Origin of the sequence: Actinopolyspora xinjiangensis (assembly GCF_900104475.1) — a bacterium.
In the GTDB taxonomy this organism is placed as follows: Bacteria; Actinomycetota; Actinomycetes; order Mycobacteriales; family Pseudonocardiaceae; genus Actinopolyspora; species Actinopolyspora xinjiangensis.
Genome location: NZ_FNJR01000011.1, coordinates 56,683 through 77,425, shown reverse-complemented (window position 1 = coordinate 77,425; position 20,743 = coordinate 56,683). Strand labels below are relative to the sequence as shown.

20 protein-coding genes are annotated in these 20,743 nt (G+C 70.8%); 2 read left to right on the top strand and 18 right to left on the bottom strand.

The genetic code is table 11. The features are described from left to right. Window positions 1–397: 397 nt before the first annotated feature. From BLQ75_RS16765 to BLQ75_RS16680, 18 genes are all read right to left on the bottom strand, one after another. Window positions 398–1,846 carry a MinD/ParA family ATP-binding protein gene (locus BLQ75_RS16765; protein WP_092603445.1) on the bottom strand — a complete coding sequence of 483 codons (1,449 nt, stop codon included), beginning with the start codon at window positions 1,844–1,846 and terminating at the stop codon, window positions 398–400. 245 nt (window positions 1,847–2,091) lie between these two features. Then, entirely contained in the window at window positions 2,092–3,114 is a 1,023-nt protein-coding gene (gene ccsB, locus BLQ75_RS16760) for a c-type cytochrome biogenesis protein CcsB (RefSeq protein WP_092603443.1), read from the bottom strand. Then, on the bottom strand, window positions 3,111–4,763 hold the full coding sequence (gene resB, locus BLQ75_RS16755; RefSeq protein WP_092603441.1) for a cytochrome c biogenesis protein ResB: 1,653 nt from the start codon (window positions 4,761–4,763) through the stop codon (window positions 3,111–3,113). The genes ccsB and resB overlap by 4 nt, the downstream gene beginning before the upstream one ends. Next, on the bottom strand, window positions 4,763–5,548 hold the full coding sequence (locus BLQ75_RS16750; RefSeq protein WP_092603439.1) for a cytochrome c biogenesis CcdA family protein: 786 nt from the start codon (window positions 5,546–5,548) through the stop codon (window positions 4,763–4,765). Before BLQ75_RS16750 ends, resB begins: the two co-directional genes overlap by 1 nt. A 401-nt stretch (window positions 5,549–5,949) precedes the next feature. Next, window positions 5,950–6,627: a TlpA disulfide reductase family protein gene (locus tag BLQ75_RS16745; protein WP_092603437.1), complete on the bottom strand. Its 678-nt coding sequence runs from the start codon at window positions 6,625–6,627 to the stop codon at window positions 5,950–5,952. Next, on the bottom strand, window positions 6,624–7,259 hold the full coding sequence (locus BLQ75_RS16740; protein ID WP_092603435.1) for a histidine phosphatase family protein: 636 nt from the start codon (window positions 7,257–7,259) through the stop codon (window positions 6,624–6,626). The genes BLQ75_RS16745 and BLQ75_RS16740 overlap by 4 nt, the downstream gene beginning before the upstream one ends. Beyond that, window positions 7,256–8,605, bottom strand: coding sequence for a glutamate-1-semialdehyde 2,1-aminomutase (gene hemL / locus BLQ75_RS16735; RefSeq protein ID WP_211481423.1), 1,350 nt, complete (start codon window positions 8,603–8,605; stop codon window positions 7,256–7,258). Before hemL ends, BLQ75_RS16740 begins: the two co-directional genes overlap by 4 nt. A 130-nt stretch (window positions 8,606–8,735) precedes the next feature. Continuing rightward, window positions 8,736–9,101 carry a hypothetical protein gene (locus tag BLQ75_RS16730; protein ID WP_092603431.1) on the bottom strand — a complete coding sequence of 122 codons (366 nt, stop codon included), beginning with the start codon at window positions 9,099–9,101 and terminating at the stop codon, window positions 8,736–8,738. A 24-nt stretch (window positions 9,102–9,125) separates the two neighbouring features. Further along, window positions 9,126–9,635, bottom strand: a complete 510-nt coding sequence (locus tag BLQ75_RS16725) for a hypothetical protein (protein WP_092603429.1) — start codon at window positions 9,633–9,635, stop codon at window positions 9,126–9,128. Then, window positions 9,614–10,054: a hypothetical protein gene (locus BLQ75_RS16720; RefSeq protein ID WP_092603427.1), complete on the bottom strand. Its 441-nt coding sequence runs from the start codon at window positions 10,052–10,054 to the stop codon at window positions 9,614–9,616. Before BLQ75_RS16720 ends, BLQ75_RS16725 begins: the two co-directional genes overlap by 22 nt. A gap of 37 nt (window positions 10,055–10,091) precedes the next feature. Beyond that, window positions 10,092–10,868, bottom strand: coding sequence for a proline-rich domain-containing protein (locus tag BLQ75_RS16715; protein WP_139183010.1), 777 nt, complete (start codon window positions 10,866–10,868; stop codon window positions 10,092–10,094). Window positions 10,869–10,940: 72 nt separating this feature from the next. Beyond that, the gene (locus tag BLQ75_RS16710) at window positions 10,941–11,498 is read right to left on the bottom strand and encodes a hypothetical protein (protein WP_244515644.1); all 558 of its coding nucleotides are present in this window, start codon (window positions 11,496–11,498) and stop codon (window positions 10,941–10,943) included. Beyond that, the gene (gene hemB, locus BLQ75_RS16705) at window positions 11,495–12,490 is read right to left on the bottom strand and encodes a porphobilinogen synthase (protein WP_092603423.1); all 996 of its coding nucleotides are present in this window, start codon (window positions 12,488–12,490) and stop codon (window positions 11,495–11,497) included. Before hemB ends, BLQ75_RS16710 begins: the two co-directional genes overlap by 4 nt. A gap of 310 nt (window positions 12,491–12,800) precedes the next feature. Beyond that, window positions 12,801–14,333 carry a bifunctional uroporphyrinogen-III C-methyltransferase/uroporphyrinogen-III synthase gene (locus BLQ75_RS16700; protein WP_043570130.1) on the bottom strand — a complete coding sequence of 511 codons (1,533 nt, stop codon included), beginning with the start codon at window positions 14,331–14,333 and terminating at the stop codon, window positions 12,801–12,803. 14 nt (window positions 14,334–14,347) lie between these two features. Then, window positions 14,348–15,286: a hydroxymethylbilane synthase gene (hemC, locus tag BLQ75_RS16695; RefSeq protein WP_092603421.1), complete on the bottom strand. Its 939-nt coding sequence runs from the start codon at window positions 15,284–15,286 to the stop codon at window positions 14,348–14,350. Then, on the bottom strand, window positions 15,283–16,707 hold the full coding sequence (locus BLQ75_RS16690) for a glutamyl-tRNA reductase (RefSeq protein WP_092603419.1): 1,425 nt from the start codon (window positions 16,705–16,707) through the stop codon (window positions 15,283–15,285). The genes hemC and BLQ75_RS16690 overlap by 4 nt, the downstream gene beginning before the upstream one ends. Next, window positions 16,704–17,546, bottom strand: coding sequence for a redox-sensing transcriptional repressor Rex (locus BLQ75_RS16685; RefSeq protein WP_092603417.1), 843 nt, complete (start codon window positions 17,544–17,546; stop codon window positions 16,704–16,706). Before BLQ75_RS16685 ends, BLQ75_RS16690 begins: the two co-directional genes overlap by 4 nt. A 646-nt stretch (window positions 17,547–18,192) precedes the next feature. Then, window positions 18,193–18,444, bottom strand: coding sequence for a glutaredoxin family protein (locus BLQ75_RS16680; RefSeq protein ID WP_092603415.1), 252 nt, complete (start codon window positions 18,442–18,444; stop codon window positions 18,193–18,195). A 284-nt stretch (window positions 18,445–18,728) separates the two neighbouring features. Here BLQ75_RS16680 and BLQ75_RS16675 point away from each other — a divergent pair, with 284 nt between their 5' ends. Then, a complete protein-coding gene (locus BLQ75_RS16675; RefSeq protein WP_092603685.1) occupies window positions 18,729–19,472 on the top strand; it encodes a sigma-70 family RNA polymerase sigma factor in 744 nt (247 codons plus the stop codon). Between the two features lie 348 nt (window positions 19,473–19,820). Beyond that, the gene (locus BLQ75_RS16670; protein ID WP_092603683.1) at window positions 19,821–20,717 is read left to right on the top strand and encodes an HAD family hydrolase; all 897 of its coding nucleotides are present in this window, start codon (window positions 19,821–19,823) and stop codon (window positions 20,715–20,717) included. The last annotated feature ends 26 nt before the right edge of the window (window positions 20,718–20,743 follow it).

The window sequence follows — 20,743 nt, the reverse complement described above, 5'->3', positions numbered from 1 at the left end:
TTCCGCTGGGGCGGTGTGTGCCCCGCGCGACGTCGATTCCTCACCAAATCGCCGGACGAGCGGGCACGGGACAACGAGGCCGGTAACGGATCCCAGCCACTCTCACCGGCCGAACCGCCGAGCACCCTCGCGGTCGGCACCCCACGCGAACGCGACCAAGCGGATTCGCGCGGTGCCAAGCCCCAGCCACGCCCGCAGTGTCGAACTCCGAGCACTCTCGCGGGCCGAGCTCCCACCACCCTCGCCACCGGCACCGCCGCGGGTTCTCTGGTGCGGCTCTCGCGAGGACGCCGGAGACGTGGCGTGTACCTACTCGATGTCCCCGGCCCCGCGGCGAGAGCCGTGCCAGAGGTTCCGCCAAGCTAGTCCTTGGGCAGCCTGCGAAGTAAACTTCTCGTCAGCCGGACTGCTGCCTACCCGCGGCGTAGGGAAAGTCATCGGCCACCGTGGCGGCCAGCTCCAGCAACGCCAGCCTGGTCGGAGTGGCCAGCTGGTCCAGATCGACCTCGGCCCCCTCCTCCAGGTGCGGATCGAACGGGATCTTGGACACCGAACGGCAGCGGGACGCGAAGTGCGCCGCCAGCTTGTCGACATCCACCTTGCCCGATCCCGGCCGCACCGAGTTGATGACCGCCACCGAGCGCGAGACCAGCTCGCCGTAACCGTGGGCGTCCAGCCAGTCCAGTGTGGCCGAAGCGCTGCGCGCGCCGTCGATGGAGCCGGGCGAGACGATCACCAGCGAGTCGGCCACGTCGAGCACACCCTTCATCGCGGAGTGCATCAGCCCGGTGCCGCAGTCGGTGAGCAGCACGTTGTAGAAGTGCTCCAGCAGATCGACGGTGGTGCGGTAGTCGCTCTCGCTGAACGCCTCGGAGACCGCCGGGTCCTGCTCGCTGGCCAGGATCTCCAGCCTGCTCGGGCCCTGCGAGGTGTAGGAGCGCACGTCGCTGTACTTGCGGATGCGCTGCGCGTCCCGCAGCAGGTGCCGCACGGTGGCCGTGGTCTCCAGCGGGATCTTCTGGCTCAGCGTCCCCCGATCCGGGTTCGCGTCCACCGCGACCACCCGGTCACCGCGCAGCGAGGAGAACGTGGAGCCGAGCGTGGCGGTGGTCGTGGTCTTGCCGACCCCGCCCTTGAGGCTCAGCATGGCGATCTTGTAGCAGCCGTAGAGCGGCTGGTTGATCCGTGCTATCAGCTCGCGGCGGTGCACGTCGGCGGGACTCTCGCCGGGGTTGATGGTCTTCCCGCTGGCCAGGTAGAGGACACGCCGCCAGCCCGACTGCGGCGGGCGCTTGGACTGCCGCAGCAACTGCGCCGAGGAGAGGTCCTGGGCGGGGTCCTGCTGCCCGGGCGGGACCTGCTGCTGCCACCCCGGAACGCCCTGTGGCTGCGGCGGTTGCTGGCCGGGCTGGGGTTGCTGGGGCTGGCCGGCCGGACCCCCCTGCGGCGGATAGGGCTGGCCCGGCGGTGCGGGGTACGGTCCGGAACCGCTGCCCGGCGCGGGGTACGGCCCCGAGGGAGTCCCCGGCGGCATGCGGTAGGGACCGGACTGCGCCTGGTTGGGGTCCCCGCCGGGAACCGGCCTGGGGCCGGAAGCGGCCGGATTCCCCTGAGGGTTGACCACCGGGTTCGGCCCGGACTGCGGGTACTGCTGGCCGTAGGCGGGGTACTGCCGCGCCTGTTCGGGATGACCGCCCGTCGCCGGGGCACCGGCGGCCTGGTCGGGTGCCACGTACCCCGTCGGGGACGAGCCCTCGCTCGACTCCGCGTTCGGGTCCGCTCCTCCTCCGGTGGGAAACCCTCCCGAGTCCTGTCGGGCGTCCGGCTCGTCGCTTCTTCCGGTCACCGTTCGAATCCTCCAAGAACGAATCGAGACCCACCCGGCCCGTGTGCACGGTAATGACGAGAGCTCTCCCGGTTCACGGCGGGTGGCCACGCGGGGAATCCGGCCCGCGCCGCTTCCCCGCGGGCCCGCCCGGCCTATCGGGCCACTACCACAGCCGTGATCTTACGGACAACACTCGCGTCCACGCGAGCACCGGGTCACGAACGACGGCCGGGAAACCCGGCCCTCGCGCTCCCGCGCCGCGATCACAGACCGGCGTAGGAGTGCAACCCGGAGATCACGATGTTGATGAAGAACAGGTTGAAGATCATCACCGCCAGGCCGAGGATGTTGATCCAGGCGGCGCGGGTCCCCCGCCATCCCGAGGTGGCCCGGGCGTGCAGGTAGGCCGCGTAGACGATCCAGGCGATCAGCGAGCAGGTCTCCTTGGGGTCCCAACCCCAGAAACGGCCCCAGGCGGCCTCGGCCCACATGGCGCCCGCGATGATCGCGAAGGTCCACACCGGCATGATCAGCACGGTCGCGCGGTAGGCGAACCGGTCGAGCACCTGGCTGCTGGGCAGCCGACTGCCGATGCCGCCGGGCCTGGCCGGGTCGTTCTCGCTCCGCAGCCGGACCAGGAACAGCACGCTGGCCACACCGGCGAACATCAGCACACCGGTGGAGACGATGGCGGCGGAGACGTGGATCCAGATCCAGTAGGAGCGCAGCGCGGGCTGCAGCTGCGAAGCGGTGGCGTAGAGGGCGGTGCCGGAAAGGAACAGCAGCAACGTGGCGGGCAGCAGCACGAAGCCGCCCAGCCCGCGCAGTTTGGGCGCGGTGGTGGGCTTGCGGATCGAGCGGGACTGCCGGTAGAGCACCACCAGCCAGGCGATCACCGCGACCAGGCAGATCGCCGAGCCGAACTCGTACATGTTGCCCCAGGGCACGCGCCCCACGGCCATACCGCGCGTGACCAGGGAGAAGGCGTGCACGAGCACGCCGAGCACGGTCACGGCCACGGCCATGCCGCCGAAGCGCTCCGACCAGGGCTTGCGCGGCTCGGGCTCCAGGCGTCCGACAGTGGGCCGCGCAGGCGGCTCCTGGGTGGCGACGCCGCCCACGCCGACGGTCGCCCTCGCCGGTTCGGCCGCGCCCCGCTCGGCGGTCTCGGTCGCCTTGCCGGAGGCGAACTCGGCGAAGTAGAGCAGCATGGCGAAGATGTAGACCACGACCGAGGTCGCGAACGCCATGTCGCTCAAATTGGACAGTGCCTGGTTGACCATCAACTGCTCCTTCCGAGGGAGTTGGTCTCCGACGAGCCCCGCGCGGAGGATTCCGCCCCGCTCGCGAGCAGCTCATCGGCCAGCCTGGTGAACTCCTCGCCGTACCCGGCCTGGTCGGTACGCGCGAGCCCGCCGATCTCGACCGAGGCACCGGCGGTGCCCTCGTCGCGGGAGGTGGTCTCCGCCGCGTCGTCGCCGGGGCCCTCCGGCGACGGCCTGATCCGCAGCCAGATCCGGCGGCGCTTGATGCTCAGCGAAGCGCCGAGCCCGATGACCACCGCGACCGCGAACACCAGCACGTAGCGCTGGAACGGATTGTGCGAGACCTGCAGGTTCGCCCAGCGCTCCACCCCGTCGAACCGGACGGTGGTGCCGTCGTCGAGCCGGATCGTCTCGCCGACCGCCAGGTTCTCGCGGGCGACCCGGTTCAACTCCCCGGAATCGATGAGGGACTGATCCACACTGAAGATCGACTGCCCCCTGCCGCCCGCGAGCCCGAGCTTGCCCTTGAGGACGTCCACGGCCACCATCGGGTCGTTCAGCGCGGGGAAGCGCGAGCTGAGCACCTTGCCGTCGAGACTGGCCGTCGGGGCGAACAGGCCGGTGATCGCCAGCTGGTTGTCGTGCCTGCGCTGTTCGTTCGACATGCCGGGACGGTCGAACTTGGTGGCGCCCTGCGAGAGCATCGTGGTCGTGTCGACCGGCTGCCACTGCGTCCGCTTGGTCCGCTGGGTGCCGTCGGGGAAGGTGACGGTGAACACCGGGGTGTAGCCGTTGCCGGTCAGGTAGACGCGGTCACCGGCGACCCGTAGCGGATTGTTGACCCGCAGGTCGTGGGACTTCCAGTTGTCGTTTTCCAGCGACTCGCCCGCCTGGTACTCGATGTCGGCGTGGAAGCGCTCCGGCTGACCGGTGTGCAGGTAGCGCACGTCGAAGTCGTTGAGCCGCAGGCAGAACGGGCTCAGGTTCGTGCCGTCCACCGTCAGCCCCGCGTCGAAGGAGTCGTAGTTGAAGGTCCCCGAGTTGCAGAACCCCTCGTCGCCGACCTTCACGATCTTCTGGCCCTCGTAGCGCATGAGCTGATCACCGCCGACGGTGATCAACAGCCCCACCAACGCGAAATGGAACACCAGGTTGCCCGCCTCCCGCAGGTAGCCGCGTTCGGCGCTGAGGGTGCGGGTGCCGTCCTCTTCGGTGTTCTCGGACACACGCCAGCGGCGCAGCCTGCGGCGCGCCACGGCCGCCATCTCGTCGGCCGGGAGCGGGACGGTGCCCTCGGCGTGGTGCGGCATCCTGGCGAGGTTGCGCGGCGTACGCACCGGGCGCGCGCGCAGCTGTCGCAGGTACTCCGCACTGCGCGGGACCAGGCACCCGATCAGCGAGACGAACAGCAGCACGTAGATCGCGGCGAACCACACCGAGCTGAACACGTTGAACGCGCCGATGGAGTCGAGGACCTTCGCCCAGGTCGGGTGGTTGTCGTAGAACGTCTCGACGTTCCGGCGGTTGAGCGACCACTGGGGCAGCAGCGCACCGGGCAGCGCGGCGAGCGCCAGCAGGAACAGCAGCACCAGGGCGGTGCGCATCGAGGTGAGCCCGCGCCAGGTGTTGCGCAGGAAGGCCAGGGCTCGCCGGAAGACCGAAGTGTTCATCAGATGGGCAACTCGAATCCGTTGATCGGGGCGCGCAACGACGCGATCATGCTTCCCCACAGGCCGGTGACCAGCAGCAGCCCCACCACTATGAGCAGCACCCCACCGACCCACTGGATCTTGCGGGAGTGCCTGCGCAGCCAGCCGGTGCCGCGTACCGCCCACCGCGCCCCGAGCGCCAGCACCACGAACGGGATACCGAGGCCGAGGCAGTAGACCACCACCAGCACGACACCGCGCAGCGCGGCGCCGCCCTGCCACTGGGTGCTGTAGGCGAGCGAGACGACTCCGGTGAGGGTGGGGCTCAGGCAGGGGGTCCAGCCGAGGCCGAACACGGCACCGAGCGCGGGAGCGCCCCACACCCCGCCGCGCGGCACCCGCCGGACACGCACGTCACGTTGCAGCGCGGGGAACACGCCGAGGAAGACCAGCCCCATCAGCACGGTGACCACACCACCGAGCCGCCGCAGCACCGGCTCGTTGAGGGCCAGCGCGTCGGAGAGCCCGAGAACGCTCACCGTGGCGACCACGAACACGACGGTGAAGCCGAGCATGAACAGCAGCGCCGCGCCCGCGACCCGCCAGCGCCCCCTCCGGCGCCCGGCGGCCGCCTCCCCGGCGTCCACCGCCGGGGCCTCGGCGCCGACCAACCCGGCCAGATAGGCGAGGTAACCGGGCACCAGGGGAACCACGCAGGGGGAGGCGAAACTGACCGTCCCGGCGAGAACGGCGAATCCGACCGCCGCGAGCAGCGGGCCGGTCTGGACTAGCTCGGTCGGATCCACGAACCCGAGGGTAGGTAAGCCCGCGCGGGGCGCGGACAGCGGCCCTGGTGACCGGAACCACAGCCGGGACGTCCCGTTCCCCGCACACCTCGGGAAACCGACACCATCGTCCGGGACAAAACGGACAAAAACCGCACCGCAGCGTGCTGCGACACATAGTCCGGCTGCCCCTTCGGGCGGCCGACGACCCGGCGGGGAACCAACAGCCGCGAGGCCGTACGGCTCCCCCGCGAAGCGGGCACGAGCACATCGAGATCCGGATCACACCGCGGCGACCGCGGCGAAGCTCGGGGCGCGCCGTCCGGGATCCGCCGAGATCGGTGGGCTCGGCCGGGACGGGCACGACGGTCGGGACCGGCGAAGTGCCGCGCGCCGCGAACCGCGAGCGCACGGGCCGGAAGCTACTGCCCGGAACCCTGCTCGCGGGCCCCCTGCTCACCGGAACCCTGCTCGCCGGAACCGTCCGAGCCGGACGTCTCGTCGGCCACCTCGCGGACCTTCGGCAGCAGCCCTTCCTTCGTGATCTCGCTCAGGTAGATCGCGGCCACACGGTGCTCGCGGTCCAGCACCACCGTGGCGGGGGTGGTGCTGCGCGGGAAGCCGTCCAGCGCCAGCAGCGAGCGTCCGGCGGGATCGAAGATCGAGGGGTAGCCGACGTCCAGGTTGTGCACGAAGTCCTGGGCGGCGTCGCGGTTGTCGCGCACGTTGATGCCGAGCACCTGCACGCCATCGTCGCCGAGCTCGTCCTGCACCGCCTGCAGGTCGTCGGCCTCGGAACGGCAGGGCGGGCACCACGAGCCCCACACGTTGAGCACGACGACCTCCTCGCTGAAGTCGGACAACCTGATGGTGTCGTCGCCGTCGGCCAGGGACTCGCCCTTCAACCCCGTGACGCGACCGCGCTCGCCGGGCGAGTAGAACAGCCGCGTCTTGCCGCCGGGGGACACGAAGGTGAACTCGCCGTTGTCGGAGACCGCGTCGCCGCTGCCCGCACAGCCGGACAGCAGCGCGAACAGCGCGGTGAGCAGCAAGGCACCCGCGCGCCTGTCCGGACGGCCCCAACGACGGTTCGGTCTCATGCGCCGCTCGCTCTCGCGTCGGTCTCGCCCACGGGTTCGGCGTAGGCCAGACGTTCGAACTTCTCGTCCCGGAAGACCAGGCTGGTCACCGAGGCCAACGAGCACTGCCGCCTGCGCGGGTCGTGCCAGAGCGCCCTGCCCTCGATGAACCGGCGCAGAATCCAGATGGGCAGCTGGTGGGAGACGCAGACCGCCTCCCCGGACTCGGCGGCGCTCCGGGCGCGGTGCGCCGCGGCGAGCATCCGGTGCGCGATACCGAGGTACGGCTCGCCCCAGGAGGGCCGAACCGGGTTCCAGAGCTTCGGCCAGTGCCGGGGAGAACGCAACGCGCCGTCGCCCACCGACACCCGGCAACCCTCGAAGCGGTTCGCCGCCTCGATCAACCGCTCGTCGGTGTCGATGTCCAGCCCGTGCCGCTCGGCCAGCGGGCTCGCGGTCTCCGCCGCCCGCTGCATCGGGGAGGCGTGCACCACGCGGATGTCGCGGTCGGCCAGGAAACCGGCGACGATCTTGGCCTGCCGCTGCCCCTCCTCGGACAACCGGTAACCGGGCAGCCGGCCGTACAGAATGCCCTCCGGGTTGTGCACCTCACCGTGCCGCACGAAGTGGACCACGGTCGTTCTGCCGCTCACTTCGCCCCCTCCGGCTCGGCGGCCGCCGCTGCCGCCGCCGCGTGCGGCAGCGCCTCCGCGATCACCTCGAAAGCGGTGTCGTCCATGGCCGCGTTGACGAACCAGCACTCGAACGCGCTCGGCGGCGGGTAGACGCCGCGCCGCAGCAGCTCGTGGAAGAACGCCGGGAAGCGCCAGGTCTGCTGGGCCTGGGCCCCCGCGAAGTCGTGCACCGGCGTCTCGGTGAAGAAGACGCTGAGCATGTTGCCCGCGAAGGAGAGCTGGTGAGGCACCTCCTCCGCCCGCAGCGCCTGGCCCAGCAGCTCGCCCAGGCGCTCGGCGTTGCGGTCCAGCGCGGCGTAGACCTCGGAGTCCGCGGCGCGCAGGTTGGCCAGCCCGGCCGCCACCGCCACCGGATTACCCGCGAGCGTCCCCGCCTGGTAGACGGGGCCGCGCGGCGCGAGCAGATCCATCACGTCGGCCCGGCCACCGAAGGCGGCCGCGGGAAGCCCGCCCGACATCACCTTGCCGAAGGTGTAGAGGTCACCGGCGACGCCGTCCACGCCGTACCAACCCGCGCGCGAGACCCGGAAACCGGTCATGACCTCGTCCATCACCAGCAGCGCCCCGGCCTCGCGGGTGATCTCGCGCAGCGCGGCGTTGAAGCCCTCGCGCGGCGGCACCGCGCCCATGTTGCCCGCGGCGGCCTCGGTGATGACGCAGGCGATCCGGTCGCCGTACTCGGCGAAGGCCTGACGCACCGCGTCCAGGTCGTTGTAGGGCACCACGATGGTGTCGGCCGCCTGGGCCTCCGTCACACCGGGAGTGCCGGGAAGCCCCAGGGTCGCCACACCCGAACCCGCTCCCGCCAGCAGCGAGTCGACGTGACCGTGGTAGCAGCCGGTGAACTTGAGGACCTTGGGGCGGCCGGTGAAGGCGCGGGCCAGCCGGATGGAGGTCATCGTGGCCTCGGTGCCGGAGTTGACCAGCCGCACGTGCTCGACCGGGTCCACCCGGTCGATGATCTCCCGCGCCAGCTCGATCTCACCGGTGGCGGGAGTGCCGAACGAGAGCCCCTCCAGGGCCGCCTCGCGCACCGCGCCGACCACGTCGGGGTGCGCGTGACCGTTGATCATCGGTCCCCAGGAGGAGACGAGGTCCACGTAGCGGTTGCCGTCGGCGTCCCACAGATACGCGCCCTCGCCGCGCACCATGAACCGCGGCGTGCCGCCGACCGAGTGAAAGGCGCGCACCGGGGAGTTGACCCCGCCGGGCGTCACCGCCTCCGCCCGTTCGAAGAGCTGCCGGGAGCGGGGCGCCGGATCGGATGCTGCTGTCGTCGCGTTGGCGGGAGTATCGGCAGTCACGTCGCCCAGTTTGCCAGGCCACGGATGCCACCGGGCCATGCCTCCCCACCGGGGGTGGCGAATCTTGCACCCGTGCCGGGGCTCGCGCGCTCACCTTTCCGGCACGGCCGCGCCGGGGATCACCGCCGGATCACTGCGAACCGGAGGTGGCCTCCGAAGTGGTAGCCCCGGAGTCACCCCGGGAACGGCCGCCCGACCGGCCCGCCCGAACCCCCAGCACCAACTGGCGCGAGGCGTCGATCAGCAGCAGCCCGCCGAGCGTGACGGCGAGCACCGAAAGCGTCACCCAGCTGCCCAGCATCCGGGAGACGACCGCGCCACCGGCGGCCTCCGGCAGTTCGATGCGGACCACCGAGTTCTCCCAGGCGGGAAAGGCCAGCGCGATCAGCAGCGCGGCGACCAGCACCTCGGCGCCCGCCACGGCCAGCCGCCACGGCTGGTGCAGCCGACGTGACCGCGCCCCGGAATCGGTCTCCTCGGATCGGGAATCGTGCACCCGGCCAGGATCGCATGCCGTGAACTACTCCGAACGCAGCAGTGCCACCAGCTCGGCGCGCAGCCGTTCCGGATCGGCGGCCCAGGCCAGCACCACGGTTCCCGCTCCGGCCGGGGTGGCCTCCCCGGCGTCGGTGCCGGATTCGTCGGTGTGGTGCAGCAGCAGCGGAACCTCGGCCATCCCCCTGGGGACCGTGCCGCCTCCCCCGAGCACCCGGGCCGCGTCCGTCGAAGGCGGCTGCTCGGGCAGCGCGAGGAGCCCGAGCGGCACCGACTCCCCTCCCAGCGTCAACTCCGAGGTGGTCAGCCGAACCGAGCGGAACCGCCTGCGCGCCCGGACCCACGGCACGGCCATGACGGCCAACAGGACCGCCAGCACCAGCCACTGCGGCAGGTGCAGCGGCCCCGGCGTGCTCAGCTCCACCACGAGACCCAGCAGGGCGAACGACGGCCCCCAGAGCAGCGGCCACCAGCTCGACCCCCGCTCGGCGTAGCGGACTCGCGGAGATCCGGTCACCGGTCGCCGGCCAACCATTCCGAGGTCTCCCGGCGCCAGAAGCACGCCCACGCGAGCGCGGCCAGCACCAGCACGATCAGGTTGGAGGCGCTCCACGCCCCGGACAGCAGCAACAGCAGCACGTGCGCCACCGCCAGCGCGCTGACGGCGATCCGGGCCCAGGAGCGCCGACGCAGCACCAGCCAGCCCAGTCCCGCGTAGCCCGCGGCCAGCACGACCGCCAGGAGGGTGTTGGCCACGAGGAGGTCGCGGGCCAGCCGCTCCGCCTCATCCGGGAGCAGCCCACTGGCCTCGACGAGCCTGCCGCGCATCGCGCCGAGGTCGGCCCACGAGATCGCCGCGCGGACGAGCAGGAAAACGCCGAGCGCCACCCAGAGCCCCAGTCCCGCCCGCAACGTCCGCGGCACTCCCGTGGGCGCCTCCGGGGTGTCGGTCACCGGTGCCCGCCTCGATCCCGGCGAGAACGGAACGCGCTCATCGCCGCGCCGCCCGGAAGAACGCGTTGGACCGCTTGAGGTAGACCAGCACGATGAAGGCGATCATCGCCAGCAGCGTGAGGATGTACTGCGCATAGCTGGTAGCCAACTGCGCCGTGGAGACCTCAAAGGTCAGGCTTTCCCCGCTGGGGAGTCGCACCGTCCGGTAGCTCGCGGCAGTGACTATGTTGCCGAGAGATCCGAACAGCCAGAGACCCGCGAAGACGGTCAGCGTGATCCTGGCCCAGTTGCGCCCCGCGCGCATCTTGAACGCGAAGAGGACCCAGAGCACGGTGAACACCACCGAGATGATCAGTCCGAACACGAAACCGAACATCATGCCGAACCGCAGCAGGTCCTCGCTGACGACCGTAGCCCTGTCGGAGATCTGCTCCATCACCCACTCGATGTAGCTGCGCTGCAACAGCAGCGATACCGCCGAGAGCACCGTGAACAGTACGGGAATCACGACGGCGATCCAGAAGGCGATGTCGATCGTGTTCGGCCGCGGCGGGCCCTCCACCTCCTGCGCCGAGATCGGCGGCGCGGCGTAGGGATCGGGGTGGCCGCCCTGCGAGGGATCGCCCGGATGCCCCTGCGGATAGCCCTGCTGCGGGTAGGAGGGCGGGCCGTAGCCGGACTGCTGGAATCCGCCGGAGTGCGGATCGGGTCGCTGGAACCCACCCGACTGCGGGTCGGGCGGGTAGCCGGGTTGCTGCGGGGAGTTCTCCTGTCGTGAGGGGTCCTGCTCCCAGGGGTTCTGTGGGGAAGTCACGCGGAAACCGTAGAAACCCGCCGTGGCGATGTCCAATTCCGGCGGGCGGGCACGAGCCCGTCCGAACCCGGCTCAACCGCGACGCCGCGCCCCCGCCTCGGCGAAGAATCGCCTGGACTCACCGCGCAACAGCAGCACGAACACGGCCACATCGAGCCCCGCGATCACCGTGCTCAACAACACACCGAGCGGCCCGACAGCCACGCTCGGCATCGCCGCCTCGGGCAACACCCGCGCGGCCAACCCGAGCGTCAGCAACGACAGCAGAACGCCGCACACGAACAGCCCGCACAGCACCATCACCAGCACCCGCGCCCAGTTGGCTCCCCGCGCCATCCGGTTGCCGAAGAACACGTAGAGCAGTGCCATCCCGACCATGAACAGCAGCGCGACCATGATCCCGCTGTTGGTCGCGGCATCGACCTCGTGCTGCGAGAGCCCGGGATCGACCCGCCGCAGCTCCTCGACGAGCATCCTGCGGTCGGACAGCTGGAGCAGCGAACGCGCCAGCCCCACCACGGCCGCGCCGATCCAGAGCCACCTGGCCAGCCACACCGAGTACGGCGGCTCGGGAGAGCGGTCCGGGAGACGGCCACCCGGGGCGTCGAGCGGAGCGCGCGGGCCGGTCACGAGGCGTCCTCTCCGGACTCCTCCCGAAGCCAGCGAGCCGCCCGCGCCGCCCAGTAGGTCAGCACGATGTCGGCCCCGGCCCGGCGTATCGAGGTCAGCGTCTCCAGCACCGTCCGCCGCCGATCCAGCCAGCCGCGCTCGACGGCGGCCTCGATCATCGAGTACTCCCCGGACACCTGGTAGGCCGCCACCGGGACCTCGGAGACCTCGGCGGTTCGCCTGAGGAGGTCGGTGTAGGACATGGCGGGTTTGACCATCACCATGTCCGCTCCCTCCGCGAGGTCCTGCCCCACTTCCCGGATGCCCTCTCTGCCGTTGGCCGGATCCTGCTGGTAGGTCTTGCGGTCCCCGGACAGCTGGGAGTCCACGGCGTCGCGGAACGGCCCGTAGAACGCCGAGGCGTACTTGGCGGAGTAGGCCAGCAGCGAGGTGTCGTGGAAGCCCGCCGCGTCCAGCGTCTCCCGGATGGCGCCGACCTGGCCGTCCATCATCCCGCTGGGGCCGAGCACGTGCGCCCCCGCCTCGGCCTGCGCCAGCGCCATCTCGCCGTAGAGGCGCAGCGTGCGATCGTTGTCCACCCCGCCGTGCTCGTCGAGCACACCGCAGTGGCCGTGATCGGTGAACTCGTCCAGGCAGGTGTCGGCCATGATCACGGTGTCGTCGCCGACCTCGGAGGCCACGTCGCGCAGCGCCACGTTGAGGATGCCGTCCGGATCGGCCGCCGCCGAGCCGGAGGGGTCCCGCTCGCTGGGGACGCCGAACAGCATCAGCCCGCCGACGCCCGCTCGAACCGCGTCCACGGCGGCGGCACGCAGCGAGTCCCTGGTGTGGTGCATGACACCGGGCATGGAGGGGATCTCCACCGGCTCGTCCGCGCCCTCCCGGACGAACATCGGCAGCACCAGGTGGCGCGGCCGCACCTCGGTCTCGGAGACCAGTCGCCGCAGCGCGGCGTTGCGGCGCAGTCGGCGCGGACGGACCGATGGATACATCTCTCGAACACCTCGCGGGGAAAAGAGGGGTGATCCGGTTGTCGAAGGTAGTTCCGTGGCGGAACCTCTCGCGGGCTCGGACCGCCTGCCGTACTCACTCCTCGACACGGCAGGCCGAAACCCGAACACTCCCGCAAGCCGAGCCCCGACCACCCTCGCGGTCGGCACCGCCGCGGGTTCTCCGGTGCGGCTCTCGCGAGGAAGGCCCGACGTTGTGTAGTAACTACCCGATGTCGGGCCTCCCGCAGCGAGAGCCGTGCCGGAGGTTCCGCCGAGTAACCACGCAAGCAACCCGACAAACGAACACGAATCAAGAACGGCGGGTGCGCTTGGCCTTCTTCGGCGGCGGCAACGCCCCCTCCGCACGCAGCTTCGCGGCGTGCTCGGCCAGCGAGTCGACCAGCGACGGGACCTGCGCCAGATCGGGCCGCACGTCCACGCGGAGGCCGAACTCCTTGGCCGTCTCGGCGGTCTTGGGCCCGATGCAGGCCACGAGCGTCCTGGCGTGCGGCTTGCCCGCGATGCCGACCAGGTTCCGGACGGTCGAGGAGGAGGTGAAGCACACCGCGTCGAAGCCACCGGTCTTGATCATCTCGCGGGTCTCGGCCGGCGGCGGCGCGGCGCGGACGGTGCGGTAGGCCGTGACGTCGTCGACCTCCCAGCCGCGTTCGGTCAGCCCGGCCGACAGCGTCTCGGTCGCGATGTCCGCACGCGGCAGCAGCACCCTGGCCACCGGGTCGAGCACCTCGTCGTGCGGCGGGAAGTCCTGCAGCAGGCCCTCGCTGGACTGGTCCCCGGATGGCAGCAGCTCCGGGTTGATCCCGAAGGAGCGCACCTTCTCCGCGGTGGCCTCACCGACGCAGGCGATCTTGACACCGGAGAAGGCGCGGGCGTCGAGGCCGAACTCGTGGAACTTCTCCCACACCGCGCGCACCGCGTTGGCGGAGGTGAACACGACCCACTGGTAGCGGCCGTCCACCAGTCCCTTGACGGCCCGCTCCATCTGGGCGGGGCTGCGTGGCGGCTCCACCGAGATGGTGGGCACCTCGTGGGCGACGGCACCGTGGGACCACAACCGGTCACTCATGGCCCCGGCCTGGTCCTTGGTGCGCGGCACGAGGACCTTCCAGCCGTACAGTGCCCTGGTCTCCCACCAGGACAGCGCGGCGCGGTTGCCCGCCGCCGTGCCGATGGTGACCACCAGCTGCCCCTGTAGCTCGCCCGCGTCGCCGGGCAACGAGGCCAGCGTGGTGTCGATGGTGCGTTCGGAGACCGTGGTGCCGGAGGCCGTCACGGCCACCGGGGTCTGCGGGCTCACGCCGTGCTCGGCCAGCGCCGAGGCGGCCTCCGCGAGGTGACTGCCGGAGGCGTGCAGCACGATCGGGCCGTTGGTGGAAGCCAGCGCGGCCCAGTCCACCTCGCCGCGCACGTCCACCTCCGCGTGGGCGGAGCCGAGCGCCACACCCGCGTAGGCGGGGACCGCCGTGCCCGAGGACACGCCGGGAACCACCTCGAAGGAGACGTCGGTCTTGGCGATCTCCTGGACCTCCCGCACCACCGCGTCGGCGGTGAACGGGTCACCGGCGACCAGTCGCACCACGGGGCGACCGGTCTGGGCCTCGCCGGCCAGGTTGCCCGCCACGTCGGCGGGATCACCGACGGCCGGACGCACCTCGGCCGCGTCGTCGGCGAGTCCGGAGACCTCGGCGGGCACGTCCGGATCGGTCACGACGAGCGAAGCGTGTGTAAGCAACTGCCTGGCCCGGACGGTGAGCAGGCCCGAATCACCGGGACCGGAGCCCACGAAAGCCACTCGTCCGGGGGTATTGCGTGCTCGGGTCATCAGGGCACTCCCCATCAACTACTGCCGGGGCCGCTGAGCGAAGCGGCCCTGGCTTCGAGCAGCTGGGCGGCGATGTCCCTGCCCAACTGCTCAGCGGCGGTCGTCTCACCCGTGGCGGATGCGCGAACCAACTGGTTGTCGTCGGTCGCCACCACCCCGCGCATGGACAGCCGGTCGATCACACGGCCGTCCTCGTCGAGGTCCTCCACCACTCCGGCCAGTGCGCCGACGGGCGCACTGCAACCGGCTTCGAGCGCTGCCAGCATGGCGCGCTCGGCGGCCACCGCGACGCGGCTGGCCTCATCGTCCAACACGGACTGCAGCAAGTGCTCGGTGTCCACGTCATCGACGCGGCACTCCACCGCCAGCGCGCCCTGAGCGGGTGCGGGCAGCATCTGCAGTGGATCGAGCGATTCAGTGATCACCTCAAGCCGGCCCACCCTGGCCAGGCCCGCGCGGGCCAGCACGACGGCGTCCAGCTCACCGTCGGCCACCTTGCGCATCCGGGTGTCCACATTGCCACGAATACCGCGCGTCTCCAGCCCCAGTCCGAGGGCTCGCAGCTGGCTCGCGCGGCGCGGCGAACCGGTCCCCACAACGGAGCCCGGAGGCAGTTCCCCCAACGTCAGATCGTCCCTGGCCACCAACGCGTCCCTCGGATCCTCCCTCGGGGGGACGGCGGCCAGCGACAGCCGGGGATCGGGCGCGGTGGGCAGATCCTTGAAGGAGTGCACCGCCACATCGACCTCCCCCGCCGCGAGCGCCTCGCGGAGCGCGGAGGTGAAAACACCGACACCGATCTCGTTGATCGGTGCCTGCGACTGGTCGCCGGAAGTGGCGATCCGGACCAGTTCGGTCGTGTAACCGGCGCGTTCCAACTCCTCGGCGACCCTGGAGCTCTGTGCCATCGCCAGAGCGCTGCCCCTGGTGCCGATCCGGAGCGTGTTGGTCAACGGTCCTCACCGTCCTGTTCGGAACGATCACGCGAGACCACGGCGGCCTTCGGGGGCTGGGCCCGCGAGACCGAGGTGCTCCCACCGGAGGTGACGCCCTCGGCGTCCTCGACGGCCTGCGGAGTGCCGATGGCCGCGGCGGTCTGCGGATCGAGTTCGAATAGCTCACGAAGGGCGTCGGCGTAACCGGACCCGCCGGGGGCCGACGCCAGTTGCTTGACCCGGACGGTCGGAGCGTGCAGCAGCTTGTCCACCACGCGGCGGACGGTGCGCGCCAGCTCCTCCCGGACGTCCGTGTCGAGCTCGGGCAGCCGGGAGTCCAGCCGGAGCAGTTCGGAGTCCACGACTTCCGCCGCGCGCTTGCGCAGCGCGGTCACGGTGGGAGTCACCTCGGCGGAACGCTGCGCGGCCAGATAGCTCCGGACCTCCTCGGCGATGATGTCGCCCGCGTCCCGCCTGGCTCCGCCACCGTGCTGGTCGGCCAGCCTGCGCTGCAGCGACTCCAGGTCGACCACGGTGACGCCCGGCAGCTCGGCCACCTCCGGGTCGATGTCGCGCGGCAGCCCGAGGTCGCAGCACAGCAGGGGAGCGTCCGAGGACCTGTCCCGCAGGGCCCGCGACACGGTGTCCGCGTCGACCACGGACCCCACGGCCCCGGTGCAGGTGACCACCAGGTCGGCGTCGCGGATGGCCCCACTGAGCTCGGAGAGCGCGACCGTGTCAGCCGACAGCCCCTCCGCGCGCAGCGACTCGGCCAGTCGGTCACCGTTGGCCGGGGTGCGGTTGGCGATCACCACCTCGGCGACCCCGAGCCGCCTGAGCTGCGAAGCGGCCAACGCGCCCATCGAACCCGCACCGACCAGCAGGGCGGAACGGCCCGAAAGGCTCGTCAGCACCTCCTCCGCGTCGGACAGCGCCTCGGAGACCACCGAGGCACCGGCGGCGTCGATATCGGTCTCGGAGTGCACCCGCTTGCCGACGCGCAGCGCCTGCTGCGCCAGCTCGTGCAGGGTCTTGCCGACCGTCTCCGCCTCGTCGGCGTCGCTGTAGGCCTGCCGCAGCTGCCCCAGGATCTGCGCCTCACCGACGACCATCGAGTCCAGGCCCGCGGCGACCGAGAACAGGTGCTCGACGACGGCTCCGGCGTAGTGCACGTACAGGTGGTCGGCCAGTTCGGTGAACTCGACACCGCCGTGCCTGGACAGCACCGACGTCACGTCGTCGAGACCGCCGTGGAAGGTTTCGGCCACCACGTAGACCTCGACGCGGTTGCACGTGGCCACCAGCATCGCCTCGCAGATGTGCTCACTGCGAAGCAGCTCGTGCAGCAGCTTGCCGACGTCGTCCGCGCCGACGGCCATGCGTTCGAGCATCCGTACCGGGGAACTGTTGTGAGACAGACCGACGGTGAGCAGATTCACGGCCGAACCACCATCCCGTCCACCGGGTTGTCCCCGGTATTCACATCACGATTTTCCGACTGCGGCGCTCCGGCTCCCGTGTCCTCGGAGTCGGTCGACTCGGGTGCCTCCTGACTCCGCCGGGCCACGTGGAAGGAGAGGATCTGCATCTCCACCGCGAGATCGACCTTGCGCACCTCGACCTCCTCGGGGACCTGCAGAACCACGGGCGCGAAGTTCAGGATGCACCGCACTCCGGCCCGGACCAAGCGGTCGCAGACCTCCTGGGCCCCCTTGGCGGGGGTGGCTATGGCACCGATGGTCACGTCACGTTCGGCGCACACCCTGGGGATGTCGTCGATGTGGTCGACCGGGATGCCCCCGACGGGCACTCCCATCAGGTCCGGGTCGAGGTCGAACAGCGCGGTGACGGGAAAACCCCGGCTGGGGAAGCCACCGTAGTTGGCCAGCGCGTGACCGAGGTTGCCGATGCCGATCACCGCGACCCGGTTCTGCTGGGTCAATCCCAGGGTGCGTTCGATCTGCCCGATGAGCACGGCCACCTCGTAGCCGACACCCCTGGTGCCGTAGGAACCTATGTAGGAAAGATCCTTGCGGAGCTTCGCCGAGTTCACACCGGCGGCGACGGCGAGCTCCTCGCTGGAAACGGTGTGCACCTCGCGTTCGTCGAGACCGGAGAGCACACGCAGGTACACCGCGAGTCGCGCCACCGCCGCTTCCGGGATCGCTCTGGCGCGGTCCTGCGGCTCGGGGATGCTGACCCCGTCCGACGACTGCGGATCCGCCGCGGTCCCGGCGTGCGCGTCGCCGTCTCGCACGTCGTCTCCGTGCGCCGTCACGCTGGCTCTCCCTCGACCTGCCTGCTGTTGCGTCCGTCGGTGGCCGGGGCAAGCGCGAACCGGCGGCCGCCCCGTTCGGCAACGTGACGGCCGGTTGGCCACAACACCGACCACGAAGAAGTGACACCCGGGGGCGCGTGCCAACGCCACCAGTAATCGCGTGCGGAGATTCCGCGGAACGAGTCCGGCAACACGACACCGCCCACCGTAGCTATTTGTGAACACGTGCACAAAGTTCGCGGGCCCCGTAGTAACGAGCCCCACACCCACCCGAGCACCCGACCGGGAACCGGCCCGACCGCGTCCAGCCGACCCACCGAACCGACGACCCCGGACGGTCCACGAGTGGACACCTGTCCCGGAACCGGATTCCCGGATCGAACGAACTCGGCCCGACCGAACCCTCTCACCGAGTCGGGTGACCCCTCGAATGACCGAACACACACGGACGGGCAGCCGTCACGTTCGGCGACGAATCGGGCTCCGACTCGGCGGGCGGCTCGACGCCACCGGACCGAGCTGTGGAACAGGTACTGAGACATCCTCCCCGACTGCCCCCCGAGGTGCCAAAACGAGTGGTCTGCGGGCCGCGACGAACACGAAACGGACACGCGAGAGCCGCTCCGAACGCCTCGCGCGACCCCGCTCAACGGGTCAGGGCGGCCCGCAGCCGCCCCGGTTCCACCTTCCAGAATCCGTGTTCGACACCGTCGACGAGGATCACCGGAACGCGGTCGCCGTACTCCGCCCGGAGCTCGGGATCGGAGTCGACGTCGGAAGCGCTCCAGGGCACCCCCAGCTCTGAGCACACCTCGTCGATGTCGGCGGCAGCGGTGTCACAGGCCGGACAGTCCTGCCGAACGAGCAACGTCACCTCGTGACCGGCGTTACCGGGCACCCCGCACCACCTCGTCTCAACGCTTCACACGGGCGCTCGCCCGCAGGGGGCGATTGTCCCCGACGACCGCTCCCGCCCACCCCAACCGGGCGGTCGCCGGTGGGCGAAATCACCGAAATCCGGCCCGAGAAACCGAGGGCAGCGAGGGTCGCCGGGAAATCGGCACCAATTCGAACCCCGAACACACTACCTACCCGGCAGTAACAAGACGTATGCTGCCGATCCTGACAACCGATTCCCGACGAGGCTCGCACGATCACACCGAAGACTCCAGGGACCAGAGAATGCTTCAGGCCACGGTGCAACACCAGCGGACGCTGCGACGCCCACCCGCCCGTCAGCAGGCTCCCCAACAGCCACCCGCCCCACTGGCGGAGGAGGCAGTGGTGCCCCGGGAAAACACCCCGACGGACGAACCGAGGGAACCCACCGACACCCCCTCCCGCGTCCCGGCACCCGCCGAACGCGCGGAACCGGACGGCTGGAACCACGTACGCGCCGCCCAGGACGGCGACAACCAGGCGTTCGGCAGACTCTACGACCAGTACGCGCACCTGGTCTACCGCTACGTGCTGCTGCGGGTCAGCGACCACTGCCTGGCCGAGGACATCACCAGCGAGACCTTCGCGCGCGCGTTACGGCGCATCGCCTCGGTGAGCTACCAGGGAAGGGACGTAGCCGCCTGGTTCATCACCATCGCCAAGAACCTCCTGCTCGACCACATCAAGTCCAGCCGCAACAAACTGGAGATCCCGCTGGCCGACCCCGGCGAGAGCGACGGCGGCACGGCGCAACACCCCCCGGGGCCGGAACAGCACGTGCTGGCCGAGGCGGCGTACGACGAACTGATGGACTGCGTCCGCAGACTCAACCCGGACCAGCGTGAGTGCATCCGGCTGCGCTTCCTGCTCGGCCTGTCGGTGACCGAGACCGCGACGCTGATGAACCGCAACGAGGGAGCGGTCAAGGCGCTGCAGCACCGGGCGATCCGCAGACTCGCCCAGCTGCTGCCCGACGACCCGCGCTGACCCGCCCCGGGTGACACGGGCCTCGCGAACACACCACGCCCGAACGGGCGACACCCCGCCACCAGCGCCCCACCCCGACGGCCCCGGGAACCGCAGCACACCGGAAGCACCAGGCCACGGGCTCGAAATCACTCCCACCGGTGGAACGACGCCGCCCCGACTGGGTCAACACCGAAAACGGACAATACCTCTAAGCTAGGAATGCTGGCGGTAGGAGCGACGGCGGAAACCCCCACCGCTCGCGGGCCAGCAACGAACGGACGACTCCGGAGGAGACCGGGAGGCGCGGCGGTGCCGACACGGCCAGGCTCAGCCGAGGAAACCAACGACGGGGACCAGCACGACAACGTGTCCGAACCGCGGCAGCCGACGCCGGAGGACGCCCCGGACAGCGCCGAGGTCGCGGGACGCGCCTCGGCGGAGGCGGCTGTCACCACCCCTTCGGACGACGGGAACACGGCGGCATCGCGAGACCTCACCGCGGCCGCGTTCTTCGACGTGGACAACACGATGATGATGGGGGCGTCGCTGTTCCACTTCGCCAGGGGGCTGGCGGCCCGGAAGTTCGTCCGGGCGGCGGATCTGGCCGGGTTCGCCTGGCAACAGATCAAGTTTCGCATCGGGGGCGCGGAGAACTCCACGGATCTGCAGGCCAGCCGGGAGCAGGCACTCTCGTTCGTCGCGGGACGCGACGTCTCCGACCTCGTGGGGCTGAGCGAGGAGATCTACGACGAGCTCATGGCCGACCGGATCTGGGCGGGCACCCGAGCACTGGCGCAGATGCACCTCGACGCGGGGCAGCGGGTGTGGCTGGTGACCGCCACCCCGGTGGAGCTGGCGCAGATCATGGCGCGCAGGCTCGGACTGACCGGCGCGTTGGGCACCGTCGCCGAACACTCGCAGGGCGTCTACACCGGCAAGCTCGTCGGGGAGATGCTGCACGGCCGCGCGAAAGCACAGGCGGTACGCGCGCTCGCCGCCAGCGAAGGACTGGACCTGCGGCGCTGCACCGCCTACTCGGACTCCGCCAACGACGTGCCGATGCTCTCGGCGGTGGGAACAGCCGTGGCCGTCAACCCGGACCAGCGGCTGCGCGAGACGGCACGCGCACGCGGCTGGGAGATCCGCGACTTCAGGACCGGCCGCAAGGCCGCGCGCATCGGCGCGCACTCCGTGCTGGGGGCGAGCGCGTTGGCCGCCGGAGTGGCCGCCGGGGTGGCCTACCGCCGCAAGGACCGCTCCTGACGGGTCGTCCCCGAACTCCCCGTCGC

What these genes read in the sequence shown, in the direction of transcription:
- BLQ75_RS16700 (WP_043570130.1), bottom strand. Translation starts at nt 14,333, where the DNA reads ATGACCCGAGCACGCAATACCCCCGGACGAGTGGCTTTCGTGGGCTCC.
- BLQ75_RS16745 (WP_092603437.1), bottom strand. Translation starts at nt 6,627, where the DNA reads ATGAGACCGAACCGTCGTTGGGGCCGTCCGGACAGGCGCGCGGGTGCC.
- hemB (WP_092603423.1), bottom strand. Translation starts at nt 12,490, where the DNA reads ATGTATCCATCGGTCCGTCCGCGCCGACTGCGCCGCAACGCCGCGCTG.
- resB (WP_092603441.1), bottom strand. Translation starts at nt 4,763, where the DNA reads ATGAACACTTCGGTCTTCCGGCGAGCCCTGGCCTTCCTGCGCAACACC.
- BLQ75_RS16675 (WP_092603685.1), top strand. Translation starts at nt 18,729, where the DNA reads ATGCTTCAGGCCACGGTGCAACACCAGCGGACGCTGCGACGCCCACCC.
- BLQ75_RS16725 (WP_092603429.1), bottom strand. Translation starts at nt 9,635, where the DNA reads ATGGTTGGCCGGCGACCGGTGACCGGATCTCCGCGAGTCCGCTACGCC.